The organism is Halovulum dunhuangense (assembly GCF_013093415.1).
Taxonomy (GTDB): Bacteria; Pseudomonadota; Alphaproteobacteria; order Rhodobacterales; family Rhodobacteraceae; genus Halovulum; species Halovulum dunhuangense.
Genome location: NZ_JABFBC010000002.1, coordinates 294,312 through 315,938, shown reverse-complemented (window position 1 = coordinate 315,938; position 21,627 = coordinate 294,312). Strand labels below are relative to the sequence as shown.

20 protein-coding genes are annotated in these 21,627 nt (G+C 70.1%); 9 read left to right on the top strand and 11 right to left on the bottom strand.

The window, feature by feature from the left end:
* The first annotated feature begins 40 nt into the window (after positions 1–40).
* The 5 genes from HMH01_RS12210 (at position 41) to HMH01_RS12190 (ending at position 5,815) form a co-directional block, all read left to right on the top strand.
* A complete protein-coding gene (locus tag HMH01_RS12210) occupies positions 41–1,579 on the top strand; it encodes a Ppx/GppA family phosphatase (RefSeq protein WP_171325943.1) in 1,539 nt (512 codons plus the stop codon).
* A gap of 84 nt (positions 1,580–1,663) precedes the next feature.
* Positions 1,664–2,134 carry a GNAT family N-acetyltransferase gene (locus HMH01_RS12205; protein WP_171325941.1) on the top strand — a complete coding sequence of 157 codons (471 nt, stop codon included), beginning with the start codon at positions 1,664–1,666 and terminating at the stop codon, positions 2,132–2,134.
* A 295-nt stretch (positions 2,135–2,429) separates the two neighbouring features.
* Positions 2,430–3,767: a proline--tRNA ligase gene (proS, locus tag HMH01_RS12200; protein WP_171325939.1), complete on the top strand. Its 1,338-nt coding sequence runs from the start codon at positions 2,430–2,432 to the stop codon at positions 3,765–3,767.
* An 88-nt stretch (positions 3,768–3,855) separates the two neighbouring features.
* Complete coding sequence (locus tag HMH01_RS12195) at positions 3,856–5,142, top strand: lipoprotein-releasing ABC transporter permease subunit (protein ID WP_171325937.1); 1,287 nt, start codon at positions 3,856–3,858, stop codon at positions 5,140–5,142.
* Entirely contained in the window at positions 5,135–5,815 is a 681-nt protein-coding gene (locus tag HMH01_RS12190) for an ABC transporter ATP-binding protein (RefSeq protein WP_171325935.1), read from the top strand. Before HMH01_RS12195 ends, HMH01_RS12190 begins: the two co-directional genes overlap by 8 nt.
* Here HMH01_RS12190 and HMH01_RS12185 read toward each other — a convergent pair whose 3' ends face one another.
* The 8 genes from HMH01_RS12185 to HMH01_RS12150 all read right to left on the bottom strand — a co-directional run bounded on the left by HMH01_RS12185 (position 5,816) and on the right by HMH01_RS12150 (position 15,363).
* Positions 5,816–6,823, bottom strand: a complete 1,008-nt coding sequence (locus HMH01_RS12185; RefSeq protein ID WP_171325933.1) for a hypothetical protein — start codon at positions 6,821–6,823, stop codon at positions 5,816–5,818.
* 66 nt (positions 6,824–6,889) lie between these two features.
* Positions 6,890–8,506 (bottom strand): long-chain fatty acid--CoA ligase, encoded by a 1,617-nt coding sequence (locus tag HMH01_RS12180; RefSeq protein ID WP_216366849.1) that lies wholly within the window; start codon positions 8,504–8,506, stop codon positions 6,890–6,892.
* Positions 8,507–8,638: 132 nt separating this feature from the next.
* On the bottom strand, positions 8,639–10,837 hold the full coding sequence (locus HMH01_RS12175; protein ID WP_171325929.1) for a 3-hydroxyacyl-CoA dehydrogenase NAD-binding domain-containing protein: 2,199 nt from the start codon (positions 10,835–10,837) through the stop codon (positions 8,639–8,641).
* Positions 10,838–10,852: 15 nt separating this feature from the next.
* Complete coding sequence (locus tag HMH01_RS12170) at positions 10,853–12,064, bottom strand: acetyl-CoA C-acetyltransferase (RefSeq protein WP_171325927.1); 1,212 nt, start codon at positions 12,062–12,064, stop codon at positions 10,853–10,855.
* Entirely contained in the window at positions 12,061–12,396 is a 336-nt protein-coding gene (locus HMH01_RS12165; RefSeq protein WP_171325925.1) for a hypothetical protein, read from the bottom strand. The genes HMH01_RS12170 and HMH01_RS12165 overlap by 4 nt, the downstream gene beginning before the upstream one ends.
* Positions 12,396–13,037 carry a glutathione S-transferase family protein gene (locus HMH01_RS12160; protein ID WP_171325923.1) on the bottom strand — a complete coding sequence of 214 codons (642 nt, stop codon included), beginning with the start codon at positions 13,035–13,037 and terminating at the stop codon, positions 12,396–12,398. Before HMH01_RS12160 ends, HMH01_RS12165 begins: the two co-directional genes overlap by 1 nt.
* Positions 13,038–13,124: 87 nt before the next feature.
* A complete protein-coding gene (locus HMH01_RS12155) occupies positions 13,125–14,903 on the bottom strand; it encodes an acyl-CoA dehydrogenase C-terminal domain-containing protein (RefSeq protein WP_171325921.1) in 1,779 nt (592 codons plus the stop codon).
* Between the two features lie 61 nt (positions 14,904–14,964).
* On the bottom strand, positions 14,965–15,363 hold the full coding sequence (locus tag HMH01_RS12150) for a MerR family transcriptional regulator (protein WP_171325919.1): 399 nt from the start codon (positions 15,361–15,363) through the stop codon (positions 14,965–14,967).
* A 152-nt stretch (positions 15,364–15,515) separates the two neighbouring features.
* On the opposite strand from HMH01_RS12150, the gene HMH01_RS12145 reads away from it, so the two are divergent.
* The 3 genes from HMH01_RS12145 to HMH01_RS12135 are packed head-to-tail and all read left to right on the top strand — an operon-like array spanning position 15,516 to position 17,774.
* Complete coding sequence (locus HMH01_RS12145) at positions 15,516–15,956, top strand: PaaI family thioesterase (protein ID WP_171325917.1); 441 nt, start codon at positions 15,516–15,518, stop codon at positions 15,954–15,956.
* The gene (locus HMH01_RS12140) at positions 15,953–16,462 is read left to right on the top strand and encodes an acyl-CoA thioesterase domain-containing protein (RefSeq protein WP_171325915.1); all 510 of its coding nucleotides are present in this window, start codon (positions 15,953–15,955) and stop codon (positions 16,460–16,462) included. Before HMH01_RS12145 ends, HMH01_RS12140 begins: the two co-directional genes overlap by 4 nt.
* Positions 16,455–17,774 (top strand): MATE family efflux transporter, encoded by a 1,320-nt coding sequence (locus HMH01_RS12135; protein ID WP_171325913.1) that lies wholly within the window; start codon positions 16,455–16,457, stop codon positions 17,772–17,774. The genes HMH01_RS12140 and HMH01_RS12135 overlap by 8 nt, the downstream gene beginning before the upstream one ends.
* On the opposite strand, the gene HMH01_RS12130 is transcribed toward HMH01_RS12135, so the two are convergent.
* Genes HMH01_RS12130 through HMH01_RS12120 form a run of 3 tightly spaced genes read right to left on the bottom strand, consistent with a single transcriptional unit; the run spans position 17,738 to position 20,096 of the window.
* Positions 17,738–18,781 carry a quinone-dependent dihydroorotate dehydrogenase gene (locus tag HMH01_RS12130; protein WP_171326586.1) on the bottom strand — a complete coding sequence of 348 codons (1,044 nt, stop codon included), beginning with the start codon at positions 18,779–18,781 and terminating at the stop codon, positions 17,738–17,740. The two genes, HMH01_RS12135 and HMH01_RS12130, sit on opposite strands and share 37 nt — an antisense overlap.
* A gap of 23 nt (positions 18,782–18,804) precedes the next feature.
* The gene (locus HMH01_RS12125) at positions 18,805–19,137 is read right to left on the bottom strand and encodes a DUF952 domain-containing protein (RefSeq protein ID WP_171326585.1); all 333 of its coding nucleotides are present in this window, start codon (positions 19,135–19,137) and stop codon (positions 18,805–18,807) included.
* A gap of 32 nt (positions 19,138–19,169) precedes the next feature.
* On the bottom strand, positions 19,170–20,096 hold the full coding sequence (locus HMH01_RS12120) for a DMT family transporter (RefSeq protein WP_171325912.1): 927 nt from the start codon (positions 20,094–20,096) through the stop codon (positions 19,170–19,172).
* A 158-nt stretch (positions 20,097–20,254) separates the two neighbouring features.
* Between HMH01_RS12120 and HMH01_RS12115 the strand changes: the two genes are divergently transcribed.
* On the top strand, positions 20,255–21,619 hold the full coding sequence (locus HMH01_RS12115) for a CoA transferase (RefSeq protein ID WP_171325910.1): 1,365 nt from the start codon (positions 20,255–20,257) through the stop codon (positions 21,617–21,619).
* Positions 21,620–21,627: the final 8 nt, after the last annotated feature.

Here is a 21,627-nt window from a genome sequence, read left to right as displayed (position 1 = left end):
ATGTCCCGCCACCAATGGCGCGAACCAGAGGGGAGCGCCGGTGACGGAAATCCGGTCTTTCGAAAGCGGTTACGCCGCGCCGGGTCTGGGCGACTGGGCCCCGATCGAGGGGGAATCGGTCCGGCGCGTCGGCGTGGTCGATGTCGGCTCGAACTCGGTCCGGCTTGTCGTGTTCGACGGGGTCGCCCGTTCGCCGGCCTATTTCTACAACGAAAAGGTGCTCTGCGGACTCGGTCGCGGTCTTCAGGAAACCGGGCGCCTGCATCCCGAGGGGCGCGCGCGCGCCATGAACGCGCTCTATCGTTTCGCGGCCCTGGCCGAGGTGATGCAGGTCACGGCCCTGACCGGGGTCGCCACCGCCGCCGTGCGCGAGGCCGAGGATGGCGCCGACTTCGTCGAGAAGGTCGCCCGCGCCACCGGGCTTCGGCTGGTCGTCGCCAGCGGCGAGGACGAGGCGATGCTTTCCGCCAAGGGGGTGCTTCTCGGCTGGCCAAAGGCGAACGGCGCCGTCTGCGATATCGGCGGCGCATCGATGGAACTCGCACGCATGAGCGAGGGGACCATCGGCGCGCGCTCCACCTCGCCGCTCGGGCCGCTGCGGCTGGCGAACCTTGGCAGCGACAAGGCGATCGCCGCCCATATCGACCGCGAGGTCGCGGCGCTGGTCGAGCGGATCGGCGGCCCGGCCTCGAAGATGTTCCTTGTCGGCGGCTCCTGGCGCGCCATCGCCCGGCTCGACATGGAGCGGCGGGGCTATCCGCTCAAGGTACTGCACGAATACCGCATGTCCCCCGACCAGGCGCGCGAGACCTGCAAGTGGCTGGCGCGCGAAAGCGTGGCCGGGCTGAAGGGGCTGACCGACACGTCCGAGGCGCGGCTGGAACTCGTGCCGCTCGCCGCCCGCGTGCTGTCCCGCACCATCGACGTGCTGCGGCCCGAGGCGCTGGTCGTCTCCTCCTACGGGCTGCGAGAGGGCATGCTCTACGAACGGATGCCGGCATCCCTGCGCGCCCGCGACCCGCTGCTCGAGGCCGCACGCCACATGGAGATGACGCGCGCGCGCTTTCCCGGCTTCGGTGCGTCGCTCTACACCTGGCTGATGCCGCTCTATCCCGATGCCAGCCGCGATGAATTGCGCCTGGTCCGCGCCGCCTGCTACCTGCACGACACCAACTGGCGCACCCATCCCGACTACCGCGCCGAGGTCTGCTTCGAGACCGTGACGCGGGCGAACCTTTCGGGGCTCGACCATGCGGGCCGGGTGTTTCTCGGTGCCGCGATCCTGAACCGCTACAAGAACACCGGCAATCACGGCTTCGATCCCGAGGTGCTGAAGCTCCTCAGCCCCGAGCGCCTGGCCGCGGCAGAGCTTCTGGGCAAGGCGCTGCGGCTTGGCGCGATGCTCTCCGGCGCGGCGCCCGGCTCGCTCGAGAACACGGCGCTCGTTCCGGCTGGCGGCAAGCTGACGCTGGTTCTGAAGGGACGCGCCCGCGCGCTCCGCGGCGAAGCGGTAGAGCGGCGGCTGGGCGCGCTGGCCGCAAGGCTGGGCCTGGAACCGGCGGTCACGCTGGAGAAATAGCCCGCAAAGGTTGCGCTCCCGGCCTCCATGTGCATGGTGCGGCCCCGCATCACGCCTGCCCACCCACACCGGAGAGCCGAGACCATGTCGAAGCTGACCGTCCGCGCCAACCTGCCCTTCGACCCCGCGCCGCTGGCCCGCCTCCTGCGGTCCGAAGACGACGTCGCGCTGGTCAACCCCAATGCCAAGCGCCCCTTCGATCCGCTCGAATGGCAGGAGAAATGGCTGGGCGACCCCGACGACACCGCCTTCTACCTGCATGACGAAACGGGGCGCGAGGTCGGCTTCTTCGCCCTGCGCGTGGGCATCGGGCCGGAGGTCCGCCACCTGACCTATGTCTTCGTCGAGGAAGCGGCCCGCGGCGGGGCGGGGGAGCAGCTGGTCGCCATGGCCGAGGAGGCGGCGCGGAGCCTGGGGGCGCTGTCCATCACGCTCAAGGTGGAACTCGACAACCCGCGCGCCCACGCACTCTATCTTTCTGCGGGCTACGAAGAACTGTCCCGCCGGGGCGGTGTCGCCACGATGCGCAGGGATCTGGACGGGGCTTTCGACTGACCGCGATCCGATCGCCACAAAACAAAACCGGCTTGCTTCAAGCAAGCCGGTGATGTCGTCTCCCCAGACTTGGGCTGTGGCCCTTTTTTTGCCCACGAACGACGCGCACCGGTACTTTGCGACTCGGTTGCGGCGATCCGCCGCTCTTGGAACTGGTGAAACGATAAGCACGGGACCGGCGCTTTTGCAAACATGAATTGCCCACCGCCTGCACAGTTTGGTGCTGCCGATTGCACCCATCGCGTGCATGGCCTATTTCAGCCGGACCGAGACCTGTTCCTGATATGGATGCGACATGCGCCTTAGCCGTTACTTCCTGCCGATCCTGAAAGAGACGCCGGCCGAGGCGCAGATCGTCTCGCACCGCCTGATGCTGCGCGCCGGCCTCATCCGCCAGGCGCAGGCCGGGATCTATTCCTGGCTGCCGCTGGGCTTCAAGGTGCTGCGCCGCCTCGAGGACATCGTCCACGAGGAACAGCAGCGCGCGGGCCATATCCCGCTGCTGATGCCGACGCTCCAGCCCGCCGATCTGTGGCGCGAGAGCGGCCGCTACGACGATTACGGCAAGGAAATGCTGCGGATCCGCGACCGGCACGAGCGTGACATGCTCTACGGGCCCACGAACGAGGAGCTGATCACCGACATCTTCCGGAACACGGTGCGCAGCTACAAGGAACTTCCCCTCACGCTCTACCACATCCAGTGGAAGTTCCGCGACGAGATCCGCCCCCGCTTCGGTGTCATGCGCGGGCGCGAGTTCCTGATGAAGGACGGCTACAATTTCGACCTGACCAAGGAAGACGCGCTGCATGCCTACAACCGGCATTTCGTGAGCTACCTGCGCACCTACGAACGGATGGGGCTGAAGGCGATCCCGATGCGGGCCGACACCGGCCCCATCGGCGGCGACTACAGCCACGAGTTCCTGGTGCTGGCCGAAACCGGCGAATCGGAAGTGTTCTACGATTCGAAGGTCACCGATTTCACCTTCGGCGACCGCCAGATCGATTTCGACGACGTGGCGGCGCTGCAAGGCATCTACGACGAGTGGACCGCGCTCTATGCCCGCACCGACGAGACCCATGACCCGGAGCTGTTCGCCCGCATCCCCGAGGATCGCAAGCGCACCGCGCGCGGGATCGAGGTGGGGCAGATCTTCTATTTCGGCACCAAGTATTCCGAGCCGATGCAGGCGGTGGTGCAAGCCGAGGACGGCAGCCGCGTGCCCGTGCACATGGGCAGCCACGGCATCGGCGTCTCGCGTCTTGTCGGCGCGCTGATCGAGGCGAACCATGACGAGCGCGGCATCATCTGGCCCGAGGGCGTGGCCCCCTTCAAGGTGGGCATCGTCAACCTCAAGCAGGGCGACACCGACGCCGATGCCGCCTGCGAGCAGCTCTACCAGGGCCTGGCCGCCCGCGGCCTCGACCCGCTCTATGACGACACCGAGGAACGGGCCGGGGCGAAATTCGCCACCATGGACCTGGTCGGCTGCCCCTGGCGCATAACCGTGGGCCCGCGCGGGCTGAAGAACGGCGTGGTCGAACTGACCTCGCGGCGCAGCGGCGAAAGCGAAGAGATGTCGCCCGAGGCGGCGCTCGACCGCTGCGCCCAGATCTTCGCGGGGCACTGAGGCGTGGAACGGGCCCCCGCCTTCCACTTTCTTCAAATATCCCCGCCGGAGGCATCCGGCGGCGGCCAGCCGCGCGGTAGCTGAACGGATGGCCGGACGCACGCCCCCCTTCGCCCCCTTCGAGTGGCTGATCGCCTGGCGCTACCTGCGCGCGCGCCGGCGCGAGGGCGGGGTGAGCGTCATGTCGATCATCTCGCTGATCGGCGTCGCCCTGGCGGTCTTCGCGCTGATCGCGACGCTTGCCGTGCGCTCGGGCTTCCGCACGGAATTCGTCAACACCATCGTCGGCGCGAACGCGCATGTCAGCCTTTATGACGTGCCGCGCTACGACCAGTATGGCGCGCTGCCAAGGGGCATCGAGAATTACGATGCCATCGCCGAAATGGCCGCCCAGGTTCCCGGCGTGGTGCGGGCGGCCCCCCTCGTCTCGGGCCAGGTCATGGCCACCGCCAATGGCCGCAACACCGGCGTCGAGATCTATGGCGAGCGGCTGGAGGATCTGCGCACCATCCCGCTCGTGAACGACCCCGAGACCGAGCAGGGCGATCTTTCGCGCTTCGACGAGGGCGTGGCCCTGGGGCTCGGCGTCGCGCAGGCGCTGGGCCTTTCGGTGGGCGACACGATCCGCCTGATCTCGCCCGACGGGGTCAAGGGCCCCTTCGGGACCACGCCGCGCATCGGCGACTACGAGGTGGTCTACATCTTCCAGGTCGGCCGCTACGACATCGACCGCACCCGCATCTACATGCCGCTTGCCGAAGCGCAGAGCTTCTTCAACCGCGAGGGGCGGGTGGACGCAATCGAGATCATGGTTGACGACGCCGAAGAGGTGGACCGGGTGGTCGAGCCGCTGCTGGTCGCGACGGGGGGCGGGCTCTACACCGTCACCTGGCGCGAGCAGTGGCAGGGCTTCCTGCGCGCCCTCGAGATGGAGGACAACATCATGTTCATCATCCTCTCGATCCTGGTGCTGATCGCGTCCATGAACATCGTCTCGGGCCTCATCATGCTTGTGAAGAACAAGGGCCGCGACGTGGGCATCCTGCGCACCATGGGCCTGTCCGAGGGGTCGGTGCTGCGGGTGTTCTTCATCTGCGGCGCGTCGATCGGGCTTGCCGGCACCGCCATCGGCGTCGTTCTGGGCTGCCTTTTCGCCATCTACATCGACCCGATCTTCAACGCCGTGAACTGGATCATGGGCGGCGGCGTGTGGGATCCTTCCGTAAGATACATCTCGCAGCTACCGGCCGAGCTGCGGCTCGAGGATGTGCTGAAGGCGGTGGCGCTGTCGCTGGGCCTCAGCTTCGGCGTGACATGGTTCCCCGCCCGCCGCGCCGCGCGCCTGAACCCGGTCGAGGCGCTGCGCTATGAGTGATGCGCTTCTGCTCGAGGGGATCGAGAAGACCTACAACCCCGGCCGCGCCAACGCGCTTCGGGTGCTGGGCGGTGCCGCCCTTCGCGTCGAAAAGGGCGAGGTGGTGGGCCTTGTCGCGCCGTCTGGCGCGGGCAAGTCCACGCTGCTGCATATCGCCGGCCTGCTGGAGACGCCCGATGCCGGGCGTATCCGCATCGCGGGCGAGCCGGCGGACGGTGCATCGGACCGGGTGCGGACCCGGCTCAGGCGCGACCGCATCGGCTTCATCTACCAGTTCCACCACCTGTTGCCGGAATTCTCGGCGCTTGAGAATGTGGTCCTGCCCCAGCTGGCCGCGGGCAGCGGCAGCGGCGCCGCCGAGGCGCGGGCGCGGGACCTGCTGGACCGGGTGGGGCTATCGGGCCGGCTCGACCATCGTCCGGCGGAACTTTCGGGTGGCGAGCAGCAGCGCGTCGCCTTTTGCCGCGCCCTTGCGAATGCGCCGGATCTGCTGCTGGCGGATGAGCCCACGGGCAACCTCGACCCCGGCACGTCGGACAGGGTATTCGACGCGCTTCTTGCGCTGGCGCGCGAGACCGGCCTCGGCGCCCTGATCGCCACCCACAACCTCGAGCTTTCGCGTCGGATGGACCGTGTCGTCCGGCTCGAGGATGGCGTGCTGGTCCCGGGCTGATCAGCCGGCGCAGATCTCCTGAAGCGCGATCCAGTTCTGGTCCCGCGGCATCACCGGGCTGCTGTCGGCCTGCGCCGGCGGGCTGACGACCCGGTCCGGCCAGCGCCGCGCGGCCTCCTCGAGGAAGGGCGCCGCGTCTATGCCGCGCGTGGCCAGCGTCTCGGCCACCGCCGCAAGCGCGGTGGCATCGGGCACCCCGCTTCCTTCGCGCGCCAGCGCCGCGATCCCGTTCATGTCGGCCCGCTGCAGATCGCCCGACAGCAGGAACCGCGCCACCTCCAGCGGGGGAAGCTGTTCGATCCAGCGTGACAGCGGCGTCCGATCCACGCCCCACAGCGCGCCGAGCGTGATCCAGCCGGCCACCACCTCGGCGGAGCCCGCCTGCTCGACCACCCGCCGTGACAGGAGGATCGTGTCGTCGGTCAGCACCGACAGAGGCGGCGCATCCCAGGCGCGGATCTCGACCATGGCGCCGGGCATGGTGGCGGCGACCAGCCGCCGCAGGCTGCGCTGCCCCTCGGGCAGGGCGCAGGCCCGCGCGCCAAGCCGCCCGCGCACCCCTTCCGCGATCAGGCTCGCCTGTTCCTGCGTCACCAGGGCCAGCGCCTGCCTGCGCATCAGATCGGGCCCCCAGGTGATCCCCGCACCCGCCACGACAAGCACCAGCGCGACCAGCGCCGCCGCCCGCAGCCGCGGCTGCCTGGGCGCGGGGCGCGCGCGGATGCGGGCCATGCGGCTGGCCTCGGCAATGGCGGAGACCATCTGCGGATCGGTGATTTCCAGCACCTCGTCGCCGCTGCGGTCGGGGGCGTAGAGAACCCGGTCCGGGCCTTCTTCCAGCCGCTCGACCGCGGCAAGCGACCAGTGCGTGAGCGGATCCTCGGAAAAGCTGCTGATCACCAGCGACGCGTTCCCGAAGGAGACGAGCACCTCGCGCCACGCGCTGTCGGGGCGCTCGCGCCACCGCCCTGGCGCTTCGAGACGGACATACTGGTCGAGCGCGGTCACAGGATACTCTGCCTTGCGGATGGGATGCTGACGGACCCCATCCTTACAGGCTGCGAAGGGGGCTTCTCAAGACCGGGCGGGCAGGACGTATCCCATCCCGGCCAGTTGCTGCCGCAACTGCAGCTTGGAGATCTTGCCCGTGGCGGTGTGCGGTATCTCCGAGACGAACACGATGTCGTCGGGCAGCTGCCATTGCGCGAAGCGGCGGGCCAGCACCTCGAGAAGCGTGGCCGGCTCCGGTGGCGCCTCTGCCCTTGGGACCACCACCAGAACCGGGCGCTCGCCCCATTTCTCGTGCGGCATGCCCACCGCCGCTGCCTCGGCCACGTCCGGGTGGGCAAGGGCCGCGTTCTCAAGCTCGATGGACGAGATCCATTCCCCGCCCGACTTGATGATGTCCTTCGAGCGGTCGGTGATCCGCACATAGCCATGCGGGTCCATGGTCGCGACATCGCCGGTGTCGAACCAGCCGGCGGGGTCGCTCGCAGCTGCCTCGTCATGCAGGTAGCGTTCCACCACGCTGGCCCCGCGCGCCCAGAGCCTGCCCTGCGTCTGGCCGTCCCAGGGCAGGGGCTCTCCTTCGTCGTCGGTGATGCGCAGGTCCACGCCAAAGGGCGGATGCCCGACGGTTTCCTGGATGTCGAGCCGGGCCTCCGGCGCCATCGCCTCGATCTCGGGCTTGAACGAGCAGATGGTGCCCACCGGCGACATCTCGGTCATGCCCCAGGCATGCAGCACCTGCACGCCGTAATGGTCCTGGAACCGCTCGATCACCGCCCGCGGGCAGGACGACCCGCCTATCACGACCCGCTTCAGGCTCGACAGTCTCAGCCCGGCCTTGTCCAGATGCGCAAGCAGCATCAGCCAGATCGTGGGCACCGCGGCCGTGACCGTCACCCCCATCTCAAGCAATTCGTAAAGCGCGGCGGGGCTCAGGTCGCGGCCGGGCAGCACCATCGACGCCCCGGTCATCGGGGCGGCATAGCCGATCGACCAGCCGTTCGCGTGGAACAGCGGAACCACCGGCATCACCCGGTCGGCCGCGCGCAGTCCCAGCATGTCGGGGGTGATCATCGTCATCGCGTGCAGCGTGTTCGACCGGTGGGTATAGACGACGCCCTTCGGATTGCCCGTCGTCCCCGAGGTGTAGCAGATCCCGCAGGCATCGGTCTCGTCGCCCGCCACCCAGTCGAAATCGCCGTCCTGCTCCAGCACCATGCCCTCGTAATCCCGCGCGGGCAGCGGCGTTTCGGGCATCCGCTCGGCGTCGGTCAGGACGATCACCTGCTCGACCGTTTCCAGCCGCGGCCAGATCCGCTCGACGATGGGCAGCAGGTCCGTATCCACGAACAGCAGCCGGTCGCCCGCATGGTTGATGATGTAGACGAGCTGGTCGTCGAACAGCCGCGGGTTCAACGTGTGCAGCACCGCACCCGCACCCGGCACGCCATACCAGAGTTCCAGCATCCGGTCGGTGTTCCAGCCCATGACGCCCACCACGTCACCCCGCCCGAGCCCCATCGCGGCCAGCGCCTGCGCGACATGCAGCGCGCGCGCCCGGATCACCCACCAGCTGGTTTCGCACAGCCCGTCATCGGGCCGGCGTGAGATCACCGGGCGGTTGGGGTGAAAGCGCGCGGCGTGATCGATGATGCGGCCGATCCGCAGCGGGGTGTGCTGCATGAGCTGATGCACCGGTTTCCTCCCATCCCGTTCTGTTTTGCCCGAGCCTAGCACGGCGGACGGATGGGAAAAGCGCCGCCTTTCGGATCGCTTGCCGGAAAGTGAACAGGTGTGGAAAGCGTGCCCCGCCTCTCAGGCGGCCGCGCGTGCGCCGTGGTAGAAACGCCGCCCCTCTGCTGCCATCCGGCGCAGCAGTTCGGGGGCCGCGAAGCGCGGGCCATGCGTCTCTGCCAGCCTGTCGCACAGGGCCACGACCCGATCCGGCCCCTCGATGTCGATCCAGCCGAAGGGGCCGCCGGACCAGGGCATGAAACCCCAGCCCAGGATCGCGCCCACATCGCCCTCGCGGATGTCGGTCAGCACGCCTTCCTCAAGCGCGCGCACCGCCTCCAGCACCTGGATCAGCGCCAGGCGGTGCCGCACCTCTGCAACGCCCGGCTGCGCCGCTGCGCCCGGCCACTGCGCGGCAAGCCCCGGCCAGAGCCCCTGCCGCTTGCCGCCCTCGTCATAGGCGTAGAAGCCGGCCCCGGCCTTGCGCCCCAGCCGCCCCGCCTCGAACAGCGCAAGCAGCACCGCGTCGGCCTGCGCGGTCGCCGCCGGATAGGCGTCGCCCATCGCCGCGCGGGTCGCCCTGGCGATCCTGACGGCCAGGTCGATCGAGGTCTCGTCGGTCAGTTGCAGCGGCCCCAGCGGCATGCCCATCTGCCGCGCCGCATTCTCGATCAGCGCGGGCGCTATGCCCTCGCCCACCATCATGACCCCCTCGTTGATATAGGGGATGATGCAGCGGTTCGCGTAGAAGAAGCGCGCGTCGTTCACCACGATGGGCGTCTTGCGGATCTGGCGCACGAAGTCCAGCGCCTTGGCCACCGCCGCATCGCCCGTCTGCCGCCCGCGGATGATCTCGACCAGCATCATGCGGTCCACCGGGCTGAAGAAATGGATGCCGATGAAACGCGCCGCGTCGCGGCTGGCTTGCGCCAGGTCGCCGATGGGCAGCGTCGAGGTGTTGGTGGCAAAGATCGCCTCCTCGCCCAGCATCGCCTCGGCCCGGGCCGTCACCTCGGCCTTCAGCGCGGGATCCTCGAACACCGCCTCGACCACCAGGTCGCAACCCCGAAGCGCCGCGTAATCCGCGCTGGGCGTGATATGCGACAGCACCCGCGCCTTGTCGGCCTCGGTCGTCTTGCGCCGCTTGATCGCCTTGTCGAGCAGGGACTCCGAATGGGCCTTGCCGCGCTCGGCCGCCGCCTGGTCGCGGTCGATCAGCACCACCTCGATCCCGGCCTCGGCCGCGACATGGGCGATGCCCGCGCCCATCATGCCCGCGCCGAGAACGCCCAGCCTGCGCACCTTCGCCTCGGGCAGGGCCGGGCGCGCGGCCCCCTTTTCCAGCGCCGTCTTGTTGAGAAACAGCGACCGCACCATCGCCTCGGACCGCGGATCCATCAGGACGGACGTGAACCAGCGCGCCTCGATCCGGAGGGCGGTGTCGAAATCGACCTGCGCGCCCTCGTAGATCGCGCTCAGCATCGCCTGCGCCGCCGGATAGACGCCCTGCGTGCGGCCCAGCACCATCGCGTTCGCGCCGACGAAGGTCATGAACCCCGCAGGACTGTAGGGCGCGCCGCCCGGAAACTTGAAGCCGCGCGCGTCCCACGGCTTGACCAGGTCCTGATCGGTCGCCAAGAGCGCCCATTCCTTCGCCCGCGCGATCAGATCCTCGGGCGGGACCACCTCGTCGATCAGCCCGAGCGACTTCGCCTGCGCGGGCGGCATCATCTTGCCCTCCAGCAGCACGGGCGCGGCGGCCATCAGCCCGACCATGCGCACGAAGCGGGTGGTGCCGCCGCCGCCGGGAAACAGCCCCACCTTGATCTCGGGCAGGCCGATGCGCGCCCTGGGCGTGTCCGCCGCGATGCGCCGGTGGCAGGCAAGGCCGATTTCCGTGCCGATCCCGGCGCTGGTGCCGGGGCAGGCCCATACCACCGGCTTGCCGCCACGATTGGTCCTGGGGTCCAGCGTGTTGCGCTCGATCCGGCGCAGGATGTGGTGGCCGGTCATGGTGAAATCGAACAGCGCCTGCGCGGGGCGCGCGCCCGCCTCTGCGCGCAGGCCGCCCAGCACGTTCAGGTCCATGCCGCCCGCGAAATCCGCCTTGGCCGAGGTCAGGACGATGCCCTTTACCGCCGGGTCCGCCAGCACCTGCTCGAACAACGCCTCGAAGGCGGCAAGGCCGTCGCGCGTCATCACGTTCATCGCCGTGCCCGGCTGGTCCCAGGCGATGACCGCCACGCCGTCCGGGTCAAGGTCGAGTGTGAAATCGCTCATCGGCTCTCTCCCGCGTCACATGCGCTCGATGATGGTGGCCGCGCCCATGCCCGACGCGACGCAGAGCGTGACCAGCGCCGTGCCCTTGCCGGTCCGCTCCAGTTCGTCCAGCGCGGTGCCGAGTATCATCGCGCCCGTGGCCCCAAGCGGATGGCCCAGCGCGATCGCGCCGCCGTTCACGTTGACCCGGTCGTGATCCACGTCAAAGGCCTGAAGGAAGCGCAGCACCACGGCTGAGAACGCCTCGTTCACCTCGAACAGGTCGATATCCCCCACGCCCATGCCCGCCGCCTTCAAGGCACGTTCGGTCACCGGCACCGGGCCGGTCAGCATGATCGTCGGATCGGTGCCCACCCGCGCCGTGGCCCGGATGCGGGCGCGGGGCGTCAGGCCCTGCGCCTCGCCAAACGCACGGCTGCCGACCAGGACGGCGGCGGCGCCATCGACGATGCCGCTGGAATTGCCCGCGTGGTGGACATGCTCGATCCGCTCCAGATGCGGGTACTTCAGCAGCGCCACCGCGTCGAAGCCCGGCATCGCCTGCCCCTGCTCGGCAAAGGCCGGTTTCAGCGCGGCCAGCGCCGCGAGGTCGGTGCCCGGGCGCGGGTGCTCGTCCCGGTCCAGAAGCAACAGGCCGTTGCGGTCCGTGACCGGCACGACCGAGCGCGCAAAACGCCCTTCCTCCAGAGCGATTGCGGCGCGGTGCTGGCTTTCCACGGCGTAGGCGTCCACGTCTGCGCGGGAAAAGCCGTATTCGGTCGCGATGATGTCGGCGGCGATGCCCTGCGGCACGAAGCGCGATCCCATCGCAAGGCCCGGATCGGCGGCGATGGCCGCCCCGTCCGAGCCCATCGGCACGCGGCTCATCATCTCTGCCCCGCCGGCGACATAGGCATCGCCCATGCCGGCCGTGACCTGGTGCGCGGCCAGGTTCACCGCCTCCAGCCCGCTGGCGCAGAACCGGTTGATCGACAGGCCCGGCACGCTTTCGGCATAGCGTGACGCCAGCACGGCGGACCGCGCAAGGCAGCCGCCCTGTTCGCCCACCTGCGTGGCATTGCCCCAGATCACGTCCTCGATCCGGGTCGTGTCCAGCCCGTTCCGCTCGGCCAGCCGGTCGAGCGTGAAGGCCGACAGGTAAAGCGCCGTCACCTCGTGCAGGGCGCCGTCAGGCCGCCCCTTGCCGCGTGGCGTGCGGATCGCGTCATAGATGTAGGCGTCGGTCATGAAACGGTCCCGGCAGTGTAGAGCGCAAGCAGGGTCAGCCAGAGCATCCCGGCCGCACCCAAGGCCGCGAGTGTGAACAGCGGGCCCATGCGCACCATGGCCGCGGGCACACTCAGGGGGCGCACGGTCGCCGCCGCGACCATGGCTGCCGCACCCACGACGGCAGGGGTCAGCAGCCCCGCGCCGAAGATAGCCGCCAGCGCCACGACAAGCGCCGCGGTGCCCGGCAGGACCGGCACGGCGCCCTTCCCGCCAGAGAGCGCGAAGCCGATCGCAGACGCGCCAAGCCCGATCCACACCAGGGCGTGAAAGCTGTTCGGCCCCATCGGCATCACGCCGCCCCCGGCAGCGGATGGCCCGGCATCGCCTCGTAGGGGTGCCGCCAGCCGGGAAGCGCCGCGATCCGGTCGCGCCAGCGCGCGATGCCGGGCGTGTCGGCGGGGTCGATGTCGATTTCCTCGAGAAACCAGATGTATCCCGCGCAGGACAGGTCCGCGATGCTGGGCCGATCCCCGAGGATCCAGTCCTGCCCCTGCAGCCGCCGGTCGAGCACCTTCATCGCGGCTCTTGCCCGACCCATGAGGAAGTCGATCACGTCCGGTTTTCGGTGACGCTCGGCCAGGAACAGCCGCATGAACCGGGCTGAAGCCAGGTTCGCCGTCAGCTTGTGGTTGTCCCACAGCAGCCAGCGCAGCACCTCGCGCCGCTCTGCCTCTCCGTCGGGGGCGAAGCGGCCGTGCCGGGCGGCGAGATAGTCGAGAATCACGCCAGACTGGGTCAGGCGCAGATCGCCCTCCACATAGGTGGGCACCTCGGCCATCTCGTTCAGGGCCATGTAGTCGGGGCCCCGCGCGGCACCGTTGAAGAAATCGACGAAAGCAGGCTCCCAGGGGGCGTTGCACAGGTCCAGCATCATGGCCGCCTTGTAGGCATTGCCGGACTGGGCGAAGCAGTGAAGGACGGGGATGCTCATGCGCCCGCCCGCAGGGGCCTGCATGGTCCGGTTCCGCTCATCTTACTGTCCCTCCTTCCTGTTCCGGCCACCTCTGCGGGCGGCGCTTCAGAATGCGTCGGCCGCCAGCGCCATGACGGGGCCTGCGCCGCTTTCGATCCGCCGGCGGTGCAGCGCGGTCGCGGGCAGGGCGCGTGCCATGTAGTAGCGCCCGGTGTCGAGCTTTGCCGCGAGAAAGGTGCGATCCTCTCCCCCGGTCTCCAGCGCATCCTGCGCCGCAATCGCCATCCGTGTCCACATCAGGCCAAGGCAGGCATGGCCCAGAAGGTGCAGAAAATCGGTGGACCCGGCCAGCGCCGCATCCGGATCCCGCGGGCCATGCTCCATGAAGAACCCGACCGCCGCCTTGAGATCCGCGAGCGCCTGCGCCAGCGGATCGGCGAAGCCGGGCATCGTGGCGTCCCGCGCGCGGGCGTCCGCGAGCGTCGTCTCGAACTCGGCGATCAGCGCCATGATGTGCCGCCCGCCATCCGATCCCAGCTTGCGGCCCACCAGGTCCAGCGCCTGCACGCCATTCGCGCCCTCGTAGATCATGGTGATGCGCGCATCGCGGGCGAATTGCGACAAGCCCCATTCCTCGATGTAGCCATGCCCGCCTAGCACCTGCTGGGCCGAAACCGTCGCCTCGAAGCCCTTGTCGGTCAGGAAGCCCTTGATCACCGGCGTCAGCAGGGAACTCAGGCCATGCGCCGCCGCGTCGCCGCCGCGCGCGGCCTGGTCGATCAGCACCGCCCCCCACAGGACGAAGGCGCGCGCCCCCTCGACAAAGGATTTCTGGTCCAGCAGCATCCGGCGGATATCGGGATGCACGATCAGCGGATCGGCCGCAGCGGCAGGCTCGGCTGCCCCCGTGGCCGCACGGCCCTGCCGGCGGTCGCGCGCGTAGGCGCCCGCCACCTGGCGGGCGGCCTCGGCCAGGGCATAGCCCTGAAGGCCCACGCCCAGCCGCGCCTCGTTCATCATGGTGAACATGGCGCGCAGGCCCTTGTGCGGCTCTCCCAGCAGGAAGCCCGTGGCGCCGTCGTAGTCCATCACGCAGGTGGCGTTGCCGTGGATGCCCATCTTGTGCTCGAGCTTGCCGCAGGTCACGGCGTTGCGCGCGCCCAGGCTGCCATCCGGGCCGGGCAGGAACTTGGGAACGATGAACAGGCTGATGCCCTTCACGCCCTCGGGGCCGCCGGGGATGCGGGCCAGCACCAGGTGCACGATGTTCCCGGCCAGGTCATGCTCGCCCGCCGAGATGAAGATCTTCTGCCCGGTGATGCGGTAGCTGCCATCCGCCTGCGGCGCGGCCCGCGTGCGCAGCAGGCCCAGATCGGTGCCGCAATGCGGCTCTGTCAGGTTCATCGTGCCGGTCCACGCGCCCGACACCAGCGGCGGCAGATAGGTCGCCCGCTGTTCCGCCGTGCCGTGGGCGCGGATGGTCGAGCAGGCGGCATGCGACAGGCCCCAATACATGTTGAGCGCCATGTTGGCCGCGATGAACGTCTCGCTGACAGCGGTGTGCAGCACATAGGGCATGCCCTGGCCGCCATCCTCGGGGTGGCAGTCGAGCCCGATCCAGCCGCCCGCGCGCACCGCGTCATAGGCGGCGCGAAACCCCTCGGGCGTGCGCACCGCGCCGTTCTCCAGCCGGCATCCCTGCTGATCGCCCACCCGGTTCAGCGGCGCCAGCACCTCTGCCGACAGGCGACCGGCCTCGGCCAGGATGGCGCCGGTCGTGTCGCGGTCGAGATCGCCGTAGCCGGGGATCGGCCGCCGCTCCACGTCCAGCAGGTCGTGCAGGACGAAGGCGATGTCCTTCAGCGGGGGCGAATAAGCGGGCATCCGATCCTCCTTGCGTCAGGGCCGGGGAGGCAGGGGCCGGCGCACCGTTCCCGAGGGGGCGCTATTCGGCCGCGCCGCGCATGCCGCGCCGGGCCAGTTCCTGCTCGCCCCAGCTGATCTGCTCGCGCAGGTCGGTGATCGCGGCCTGCAACTCGTCGCGCTGCGCCTCCAGGTCGGCCAGGTGCTTGAGCGCCAGCTCGTAGGCGCGCGCAAGCTGGGTCGCCTGCTGGTCGCCCAGATCGTAGAGATCGAGCAGCTGGCGCAACTCCTCCAGCGAGAAGCCGAAGCGCTTGCCGCGCAGGATCAGTTTCAGCCGCGCGCGGTCGCGGCGGGTGAACAGCCGCTTCTGCCCGTCCCGGACGGGGGCAAGCAGTTCCTTCGCCTCGTAGAAACGCAGGGTTCGGGGGGTGACGGCGAATTCGTCGCACATCCGCCCGATGGTATAAAGATCTTCGCTCATGGTGTGTCATGTGTCTCACGGTCAATGCGATCAGGTTAGGTTGACGCTCGCGTAAGATACAGGGGGCAGCCATGCCCTCACGTCAATTTGACGGTTGCCTGGCGGTGCGAAACGCCGTTTTGCCGACTGCGGCCGCGTGCTATTCGAGGGGGATGACTCAGGATCCCCGACTGGAAACCGCCCGCCGCTTCATCGCCGCCCTGCCACATTCCGCGGATCTCGGAATGGAACTGGCCGAGATCGGCGACGGCTATGCCCTCATGACCGTGGGCTACGACCCGCGCTTCGTCGGCGATCCGGCCACGGGCGTGCTTGCCGGGGGCGTCATAACGGCGCTGCTCGACACCTGCGCGGGGACGGCCGTGCTGGCGCATCCCGACCGCCCGGGCGGCACCGCGACGCTCGATCTGCGCATCGACTACATGCGCGCGGCAGAGCCGGGCAAGACGGTGACGGCGCGCGCCGACTGCTACCGCATGACCCGCTCGGTCGCCTTCGTGCGCGCCTCGGCCTGGACCGATACCCCCGACAGCCCCGTGGCCTCGGCCGCGGGCGCCTTCACCGTCGAGCCGCGCCGCGAGGAGCAGGAGTGATGCCGCCGCGTCCCGAACCCGTGCAGGTCATCAAGGAGCGTCGCGAAAAGGCGCTCGCCCGGCTGGTCGAGGGGGTGCCCTACATCAAGCATCTGGGCATCCGCTTCGAGCGGCGCGGCGACGAACTGACCGCGATCCTGCCCTATGCCGACCGGCTGATCGGCAACCCGCACCTGCCCGCGCTGCATGGCGGCGCGATCGGCGCGTTCCTCGAGATCGCCTCGCTGATCGAACTCAACTGGGGCATGGTCTGGCAGATGATGGAGGATGGCGGCCCCGGCGCCGAGGCGATCGAGGCGGGGCGCTTCCCGCCGATGCCCAAGACCATCGACTTCACCGTGGACTACCTGCGATCCGGCCTGCCGCGCGACGCCTATGCGCGGGCGCGGGTCAACCGGTCCGGCCGGCGCTATGCCAGCGTCCATGTCGAGGCATGGCAGGACAACCGCGCGCGGCTGTTCGCGCAGGCCACCGGCCATTTCCTGATGCCCCAGAAGGATGACTAGCGCCGGACCCGTGACCCATCGCCGGGTGTTGCGGATCGCCTTGCCCATCGTGCTGGCGAACGCGACGGTGCCGATCCTTGGGGCGGTGGACACCGGCGTCGTCGGCCAGCTGGGCCAGGCCGCGCCGATCGGCGCCGTGGGCATCGGCGCGGTGATCGTGGCGATGATCTACTGGGTGTTCGGCTTCCTGCGCATGGGCACCACGGGGCTGGTCGCGCAGGCCCGCGGCGCGGGCGACGCGGCCGAGTCGGGTGCGCTTCTGATGCGGGCGCTTATGATCGCGGGCGCCGCCGGGGCCGCCATCATCGCGCTGCAGCTTCCCCTCATGGCGGGTGCCTTCCGGCTCGCCCCCGCCTCGGACGAGGTGGAGGGGATGGCGCGCACCTATCTCTCCATCCGCTTCTGGGGCGCGCCCGCCGCCATCGCGCTCTATGCCATCACCGGCTGGCTGATCGCGATGGAGCGGACGCGCGCGGTGCTGATGCTGCAACTCTGGATCAACGGGCTCAACATCCTGCTCGACCTCTGGTTCGTGCTGGGACTGGGACTGGGTGTGGGCGGTGTCGCCACCGCGACCATCATCGCGGAATGGTCCGGGCTCGCCATCGGGCTCTGGCTGTGCCGTGCGGCATTCGCTGGGAACCAGCGGCGCGACTGGCCGCGGGTCTTCGACCGCGCCCGCCTGCGCCGCATGATGGCCGTGAACGGCGACATCATGGTCCGTTCCGTCCTGCTTCAGGCCAGCTTCGCGGTCTTCATGTTCCTCGGGGCGGGGCAGGGCGACGTGACGCTGGCCGCGAACCAGGTGCTGATGCAGTTCATCTCGATCACCGCCTACGCGCTCGACGGCTTCGCCTTCGCGGCCGAGGCGCTGGTGGGCGGCGCCATGGGCGCGGGCGACCGGGCGCGGCTGCGCGAAAGCGCGCTCGTCTCGGGAATGTGGGGGTTGGGCCTGTCGATCCCGCTTGGCGCCGCGTTCCTGCTGACCGGGCCATACGTCATCGACCTGATGGCCAAGGCGCCCGAGGTGCAGGCGGCCGGGCGCAGCTATCTGGGCTGGGTCGCGGCCGCACCGGTGATCGGGGCCGCGTCCTGGATGCTGGACGGCATCTTCATCGGCGCGACCCGCACCGCCGACATGCGCCGCGCCATGATCCGGTCCGTCGGGATCTATGCGCTGGCATTGGCCCTGCTGGTCCCGGGTTTCGGCAACCACGGGCTCTGGGCGGCACTCATGGTGTTCTACGCGGCCCGCGGCGTTACGCTGGCGCTGCGCTACCCCGCGCTGGAGCGGGCCGCCGCGCCGGCCTGAGGCACGATTTCGGCCACATGCCCGACGCCCGCGCTGGACAGGGCCGCGTCCATGTCCGCAAGGATCCGGGGCACCAGCCCCAGCCCGCCATAGACCAGCGCCGAGTAAAGCTGCACGGCACTCGCGCCCGCGCGCATCCGCTCGATCGCGTCGGCGCCGGTCGCGATGCCGCCCACGCCGATCAGCGGCAGCCGGGTCCGCATCGCCAGAAGGCGCATCACCTCGGTCGCCCGCGTCTTCAGCGGCGCGCCCGACAGCCCGCCCGCCTCGGCTGCATGGCGGCTGCGCAGGTGCGCGGGCCGCGCCAGCGTTGTGTTGGTCGCGACGATCCCCGCAAGGCCCGTCTCCTCGGCCACGCGCGCGATGGCGTCCAGGTCCTCCGGCTCCAGGTCAGGGGCGATCTTGACGAAAAGCGGCACCTGCCGGGGCAGGCCCGCATTCGCCTCCTGCACGCGGACCAGCACCGCGCGCAGCGCCTCGGGGCCCTGCAGGTCGCGCAGCTTCTCGGTGTTGGGTGACGAGACGTTGACGGTCGCGAAATCCACATGGCTTCCGCAGCGCGCCAGCACGGCGGCGAAATCGGCGGCCTTGTCCGTGCTGTCCTTGTTCGCGCCCAGGTTCAGCCCCAGCACGCCGCCCCGGGGCCGCGCGGCCAGCCGGTCGGCCACCACCTCCATGCCCTCGTTGTTGAAGCCGAAGCGGTTGATCACCGCCCGGTCGCGGGTCAGGCGGAACAGCCGCGGCCTGGGGTTGCCCGGCTGCGCGCGCGGCGTGACGGCGCCCACCTCGACAAAGCCGAAGCCCGCCGCCAACAGCGGGCCGATCGCCTCGGCGTTCTTGTCGAAACCCGCGGCCAGCCCCAGCGGGTTCTTCAGCCTGAGCCCCGCGCATTCCGTCTCCAGCCGCGGATAGACCGGGACCCGTGGCAGCGGGGCAAGCCCGGTCCTGAGCGCCAGCAGCGCCAGCCCGTGCGCGCGCTCGGGGTCCATGCGCCTGAGCGCGGCCATCCCGACGCGTTCCGCGATCGAGGTCACGCGAGTCCCCCGAAATCATGCACCCCGTCGCGCAGCGGCAGCGGCCTTGCCCAGAGCATGTCGGCACGCCGGAGCGGGCGGTAGAGATGCGGGAACAGCTGCCCGCCGCGCGACGGCTCCCATTTCAGCGCGTGGAGCGTATCCGCCTCGAGCGCCAGCAGCATCAGCCCGGTCTCGCCGGCGAAATGCTTCGCGGCGGTCTCCTTCACCTGCTCGGCGGTCGAGAGGTGGATATAGCCATCGGCGAGGTCCACCGGCGCGCCGGCGCTTTCCCCCGAGGCGTCGAAGGCGGCATACTCGTCCGCGCGGAAAATCTTGTAGATCAGCATGGCATCGCTCATGCGCGAAGCCGCTCTCGCGGTCAACCCTGCGGCGTCATCACCTTGCGTGCGCGGGCCCGCTCCAGCCCCAGCTGCCGCTCGCGCCAGATGATAAGAAGCCCCGCCGCCGCGACCAGCGCCCCGCCCAGCAGCGTCTGGCCCGTGGGCACCTCGGCGAAGAAGACATAGCCGATCACGATCGCCATCAGCATCGAGACATATTCGAAGGGCGCGATCACGGACGCGGGCGCGAAACGGTATGACGAGGTCAGGAAGATCTGGCCGAAGCCGCCCAGGATGCCCGCCGCGATCAGCAGCGCCAGCACCGGCGCGGGCGGCATGACCCAGCCGAAGGGGATCGTCGCCAGCGACAGCACGGATGCGGTGGCCGAGAAGTAGAACACGATGGCCGCCGTCTTCTCGGTCTCGATCAGCCGCCGCACGAAGACCTGCGCCAGCGCCGCGAAGACCGCGCCCAGAAAGGCCGCGATCGCCCCCATCGCCTGCCATTGCGTCGCATCCTCGACCGCATCGAGCGTCAGCCGCGGCGCCAGCACGATCACCACGCCGACCATGCCCAGCGCCACCGCCGCCAGCCGGAACAGGCGCACCTGCTCGCCCAGGAACATCGCGGCGAAGATCACGATCAGGATCGGCGCGGCGTAGCCTATCGCCGTCACCTCGGGCAGCGGCAGCAGCCCCAGCGCGGTAAAGCCCCCCGCCATGCCGCCCACGCCCACCAGCCCGCGCCACAGATGGCCCATCGGGTTCCTCGTGGTCAGGCCATGCGCCAGGTCGTGCTGCATCCACAGCCAGACCAGGATCACCGGGATGGCGAAGAAGGACCGGAAGAATACCGCCTGGCCCGGGGGCACGCCCGCCTCGGCCGCCGCCTTGATGCAGGCGGACATGGCGATGAACACGCTGACCGACAGGATCTTCAGGCCAATGCCCTTGAGTGGGTTCATGCGACGGGTTCCCGGAATTTCGCGCCCAAGCCTAGCGCCGCCGAAGCCCGCCGCAAAGCGCGCCCTGCGCAAAAGGGCTGCCCGGCTGGTGCATGGCTCGCGCGCTTGCAGCGATGGGCTGGGGCATGTCAGTTTCGCGCGAGGAAGGGGCTGCGCCGATGACATATGCGACAGAGATGCTGGCGGAAATCCGGGCGGCGCTGGGCGGCGATCCCGCCCCCCCGGATCGCCTCCGGATCGAGGGAGAGGGCGCGCTCCCCTCGGCTTTCGCCGTCACCGACCTGGCCACCGCCTCCATCGCGGCCGCCGGTCTGGCGCTGGCGGGGCTTGCGGATCTGCGGGGGCCCGTGCGCGTGGATCGCAGGCGCGCAAGCCTGTGGTTCTCCACCTCGCTCGCCCCCGAGGGCTGGGCGCTGCCACCGGCCTGGGATCCGATCGCCGGCGACTACCGCGCGGCGGATGGCTGGATCCGGCTCCACACCAACGCCCCCCACCACCGGGCCGCGGCGCTGGGCGTGCTGGCGTGCGCGCCCGAACCCGACGCCGTGGCCGCCGCTGTTGCCACCTGGCGCGCGGACGCGCTCGAGGCCGCGGTGCTGGAGGCGGGCGGTTGCGCCGCCGCCATGCGTGACGGGGCCGCCTGGGCCGCCCACCCGCAGGGCAGGGCCGTCGCGGCAGAGCCGCTCGTGGCCTGGTCCGACCTGCCGGGGCGGGCGGGGCCGCTGCCCGACCCCAACGCGCTGCGACCGCTGGCGGGGATCCGGGTGCTCGATCTGACGCGCATCCTGGCAGGCCCCATCGCCACGCGCTTCCTGGCCGGTTTCGGGGCCGAGGTGCTGCGCATCGACCCGCCCCTCTGGGAAGAACCCACGCTCGAGCCCGAGGTGACCCTCGGCAAGCGCTGCGCCCGGCTGGACCTGAAATCGCCCGCGGGCCGCGCGCAGTTCCTCGACCTGCTTTCGGGCGCCGACGTGCTGGTGCACGGCTACCGCCCCGGCGCGCTCGACGCGCTGGGCCTCGGGCAGGCGGCGCGGGCACAGGCGCGGCCGGGCCTCGTCGATGTGGCGCTCTGCGCCTATGGCTGGGGCGGGCCCTGGGCCGGGCGGCGCGGCTTCGACAGCCTGGTGCAGATGAGCGCCGGCATCGCCGCGCTTGGCCAGCGCTGGCGCGGCGCCGAACGACCCGTGCCGCTGCCCGTGCAGGCGCTCGACCATGCCACCGGCTACCTGATGGCCGCCGCGGCGCTGCACGGGCTCGCGCGGCGGCGCGCGGGCGGCCCCGGCGCCGCCGCCCGGCTGTCGCTCGCCCGCACGGCGGCGCTTCTCGCGGCCCACCGCCAGGCCCCCCATGTCCCTGAGATCGTCAAACCCGAAGCCAATGACTTCCAGCCGCACCCCGAGCAGACCCCCTGGGGCCCGGCCCGCCGCCTGAAACCCGCGGTCGCCATCGGCCCGACCACCATGGCCTGGCCGCATGGAACCTCGCACCTGGGCAGCGCAGACCCCCTCTGGGCCAGGGCCTGACCCCCGTC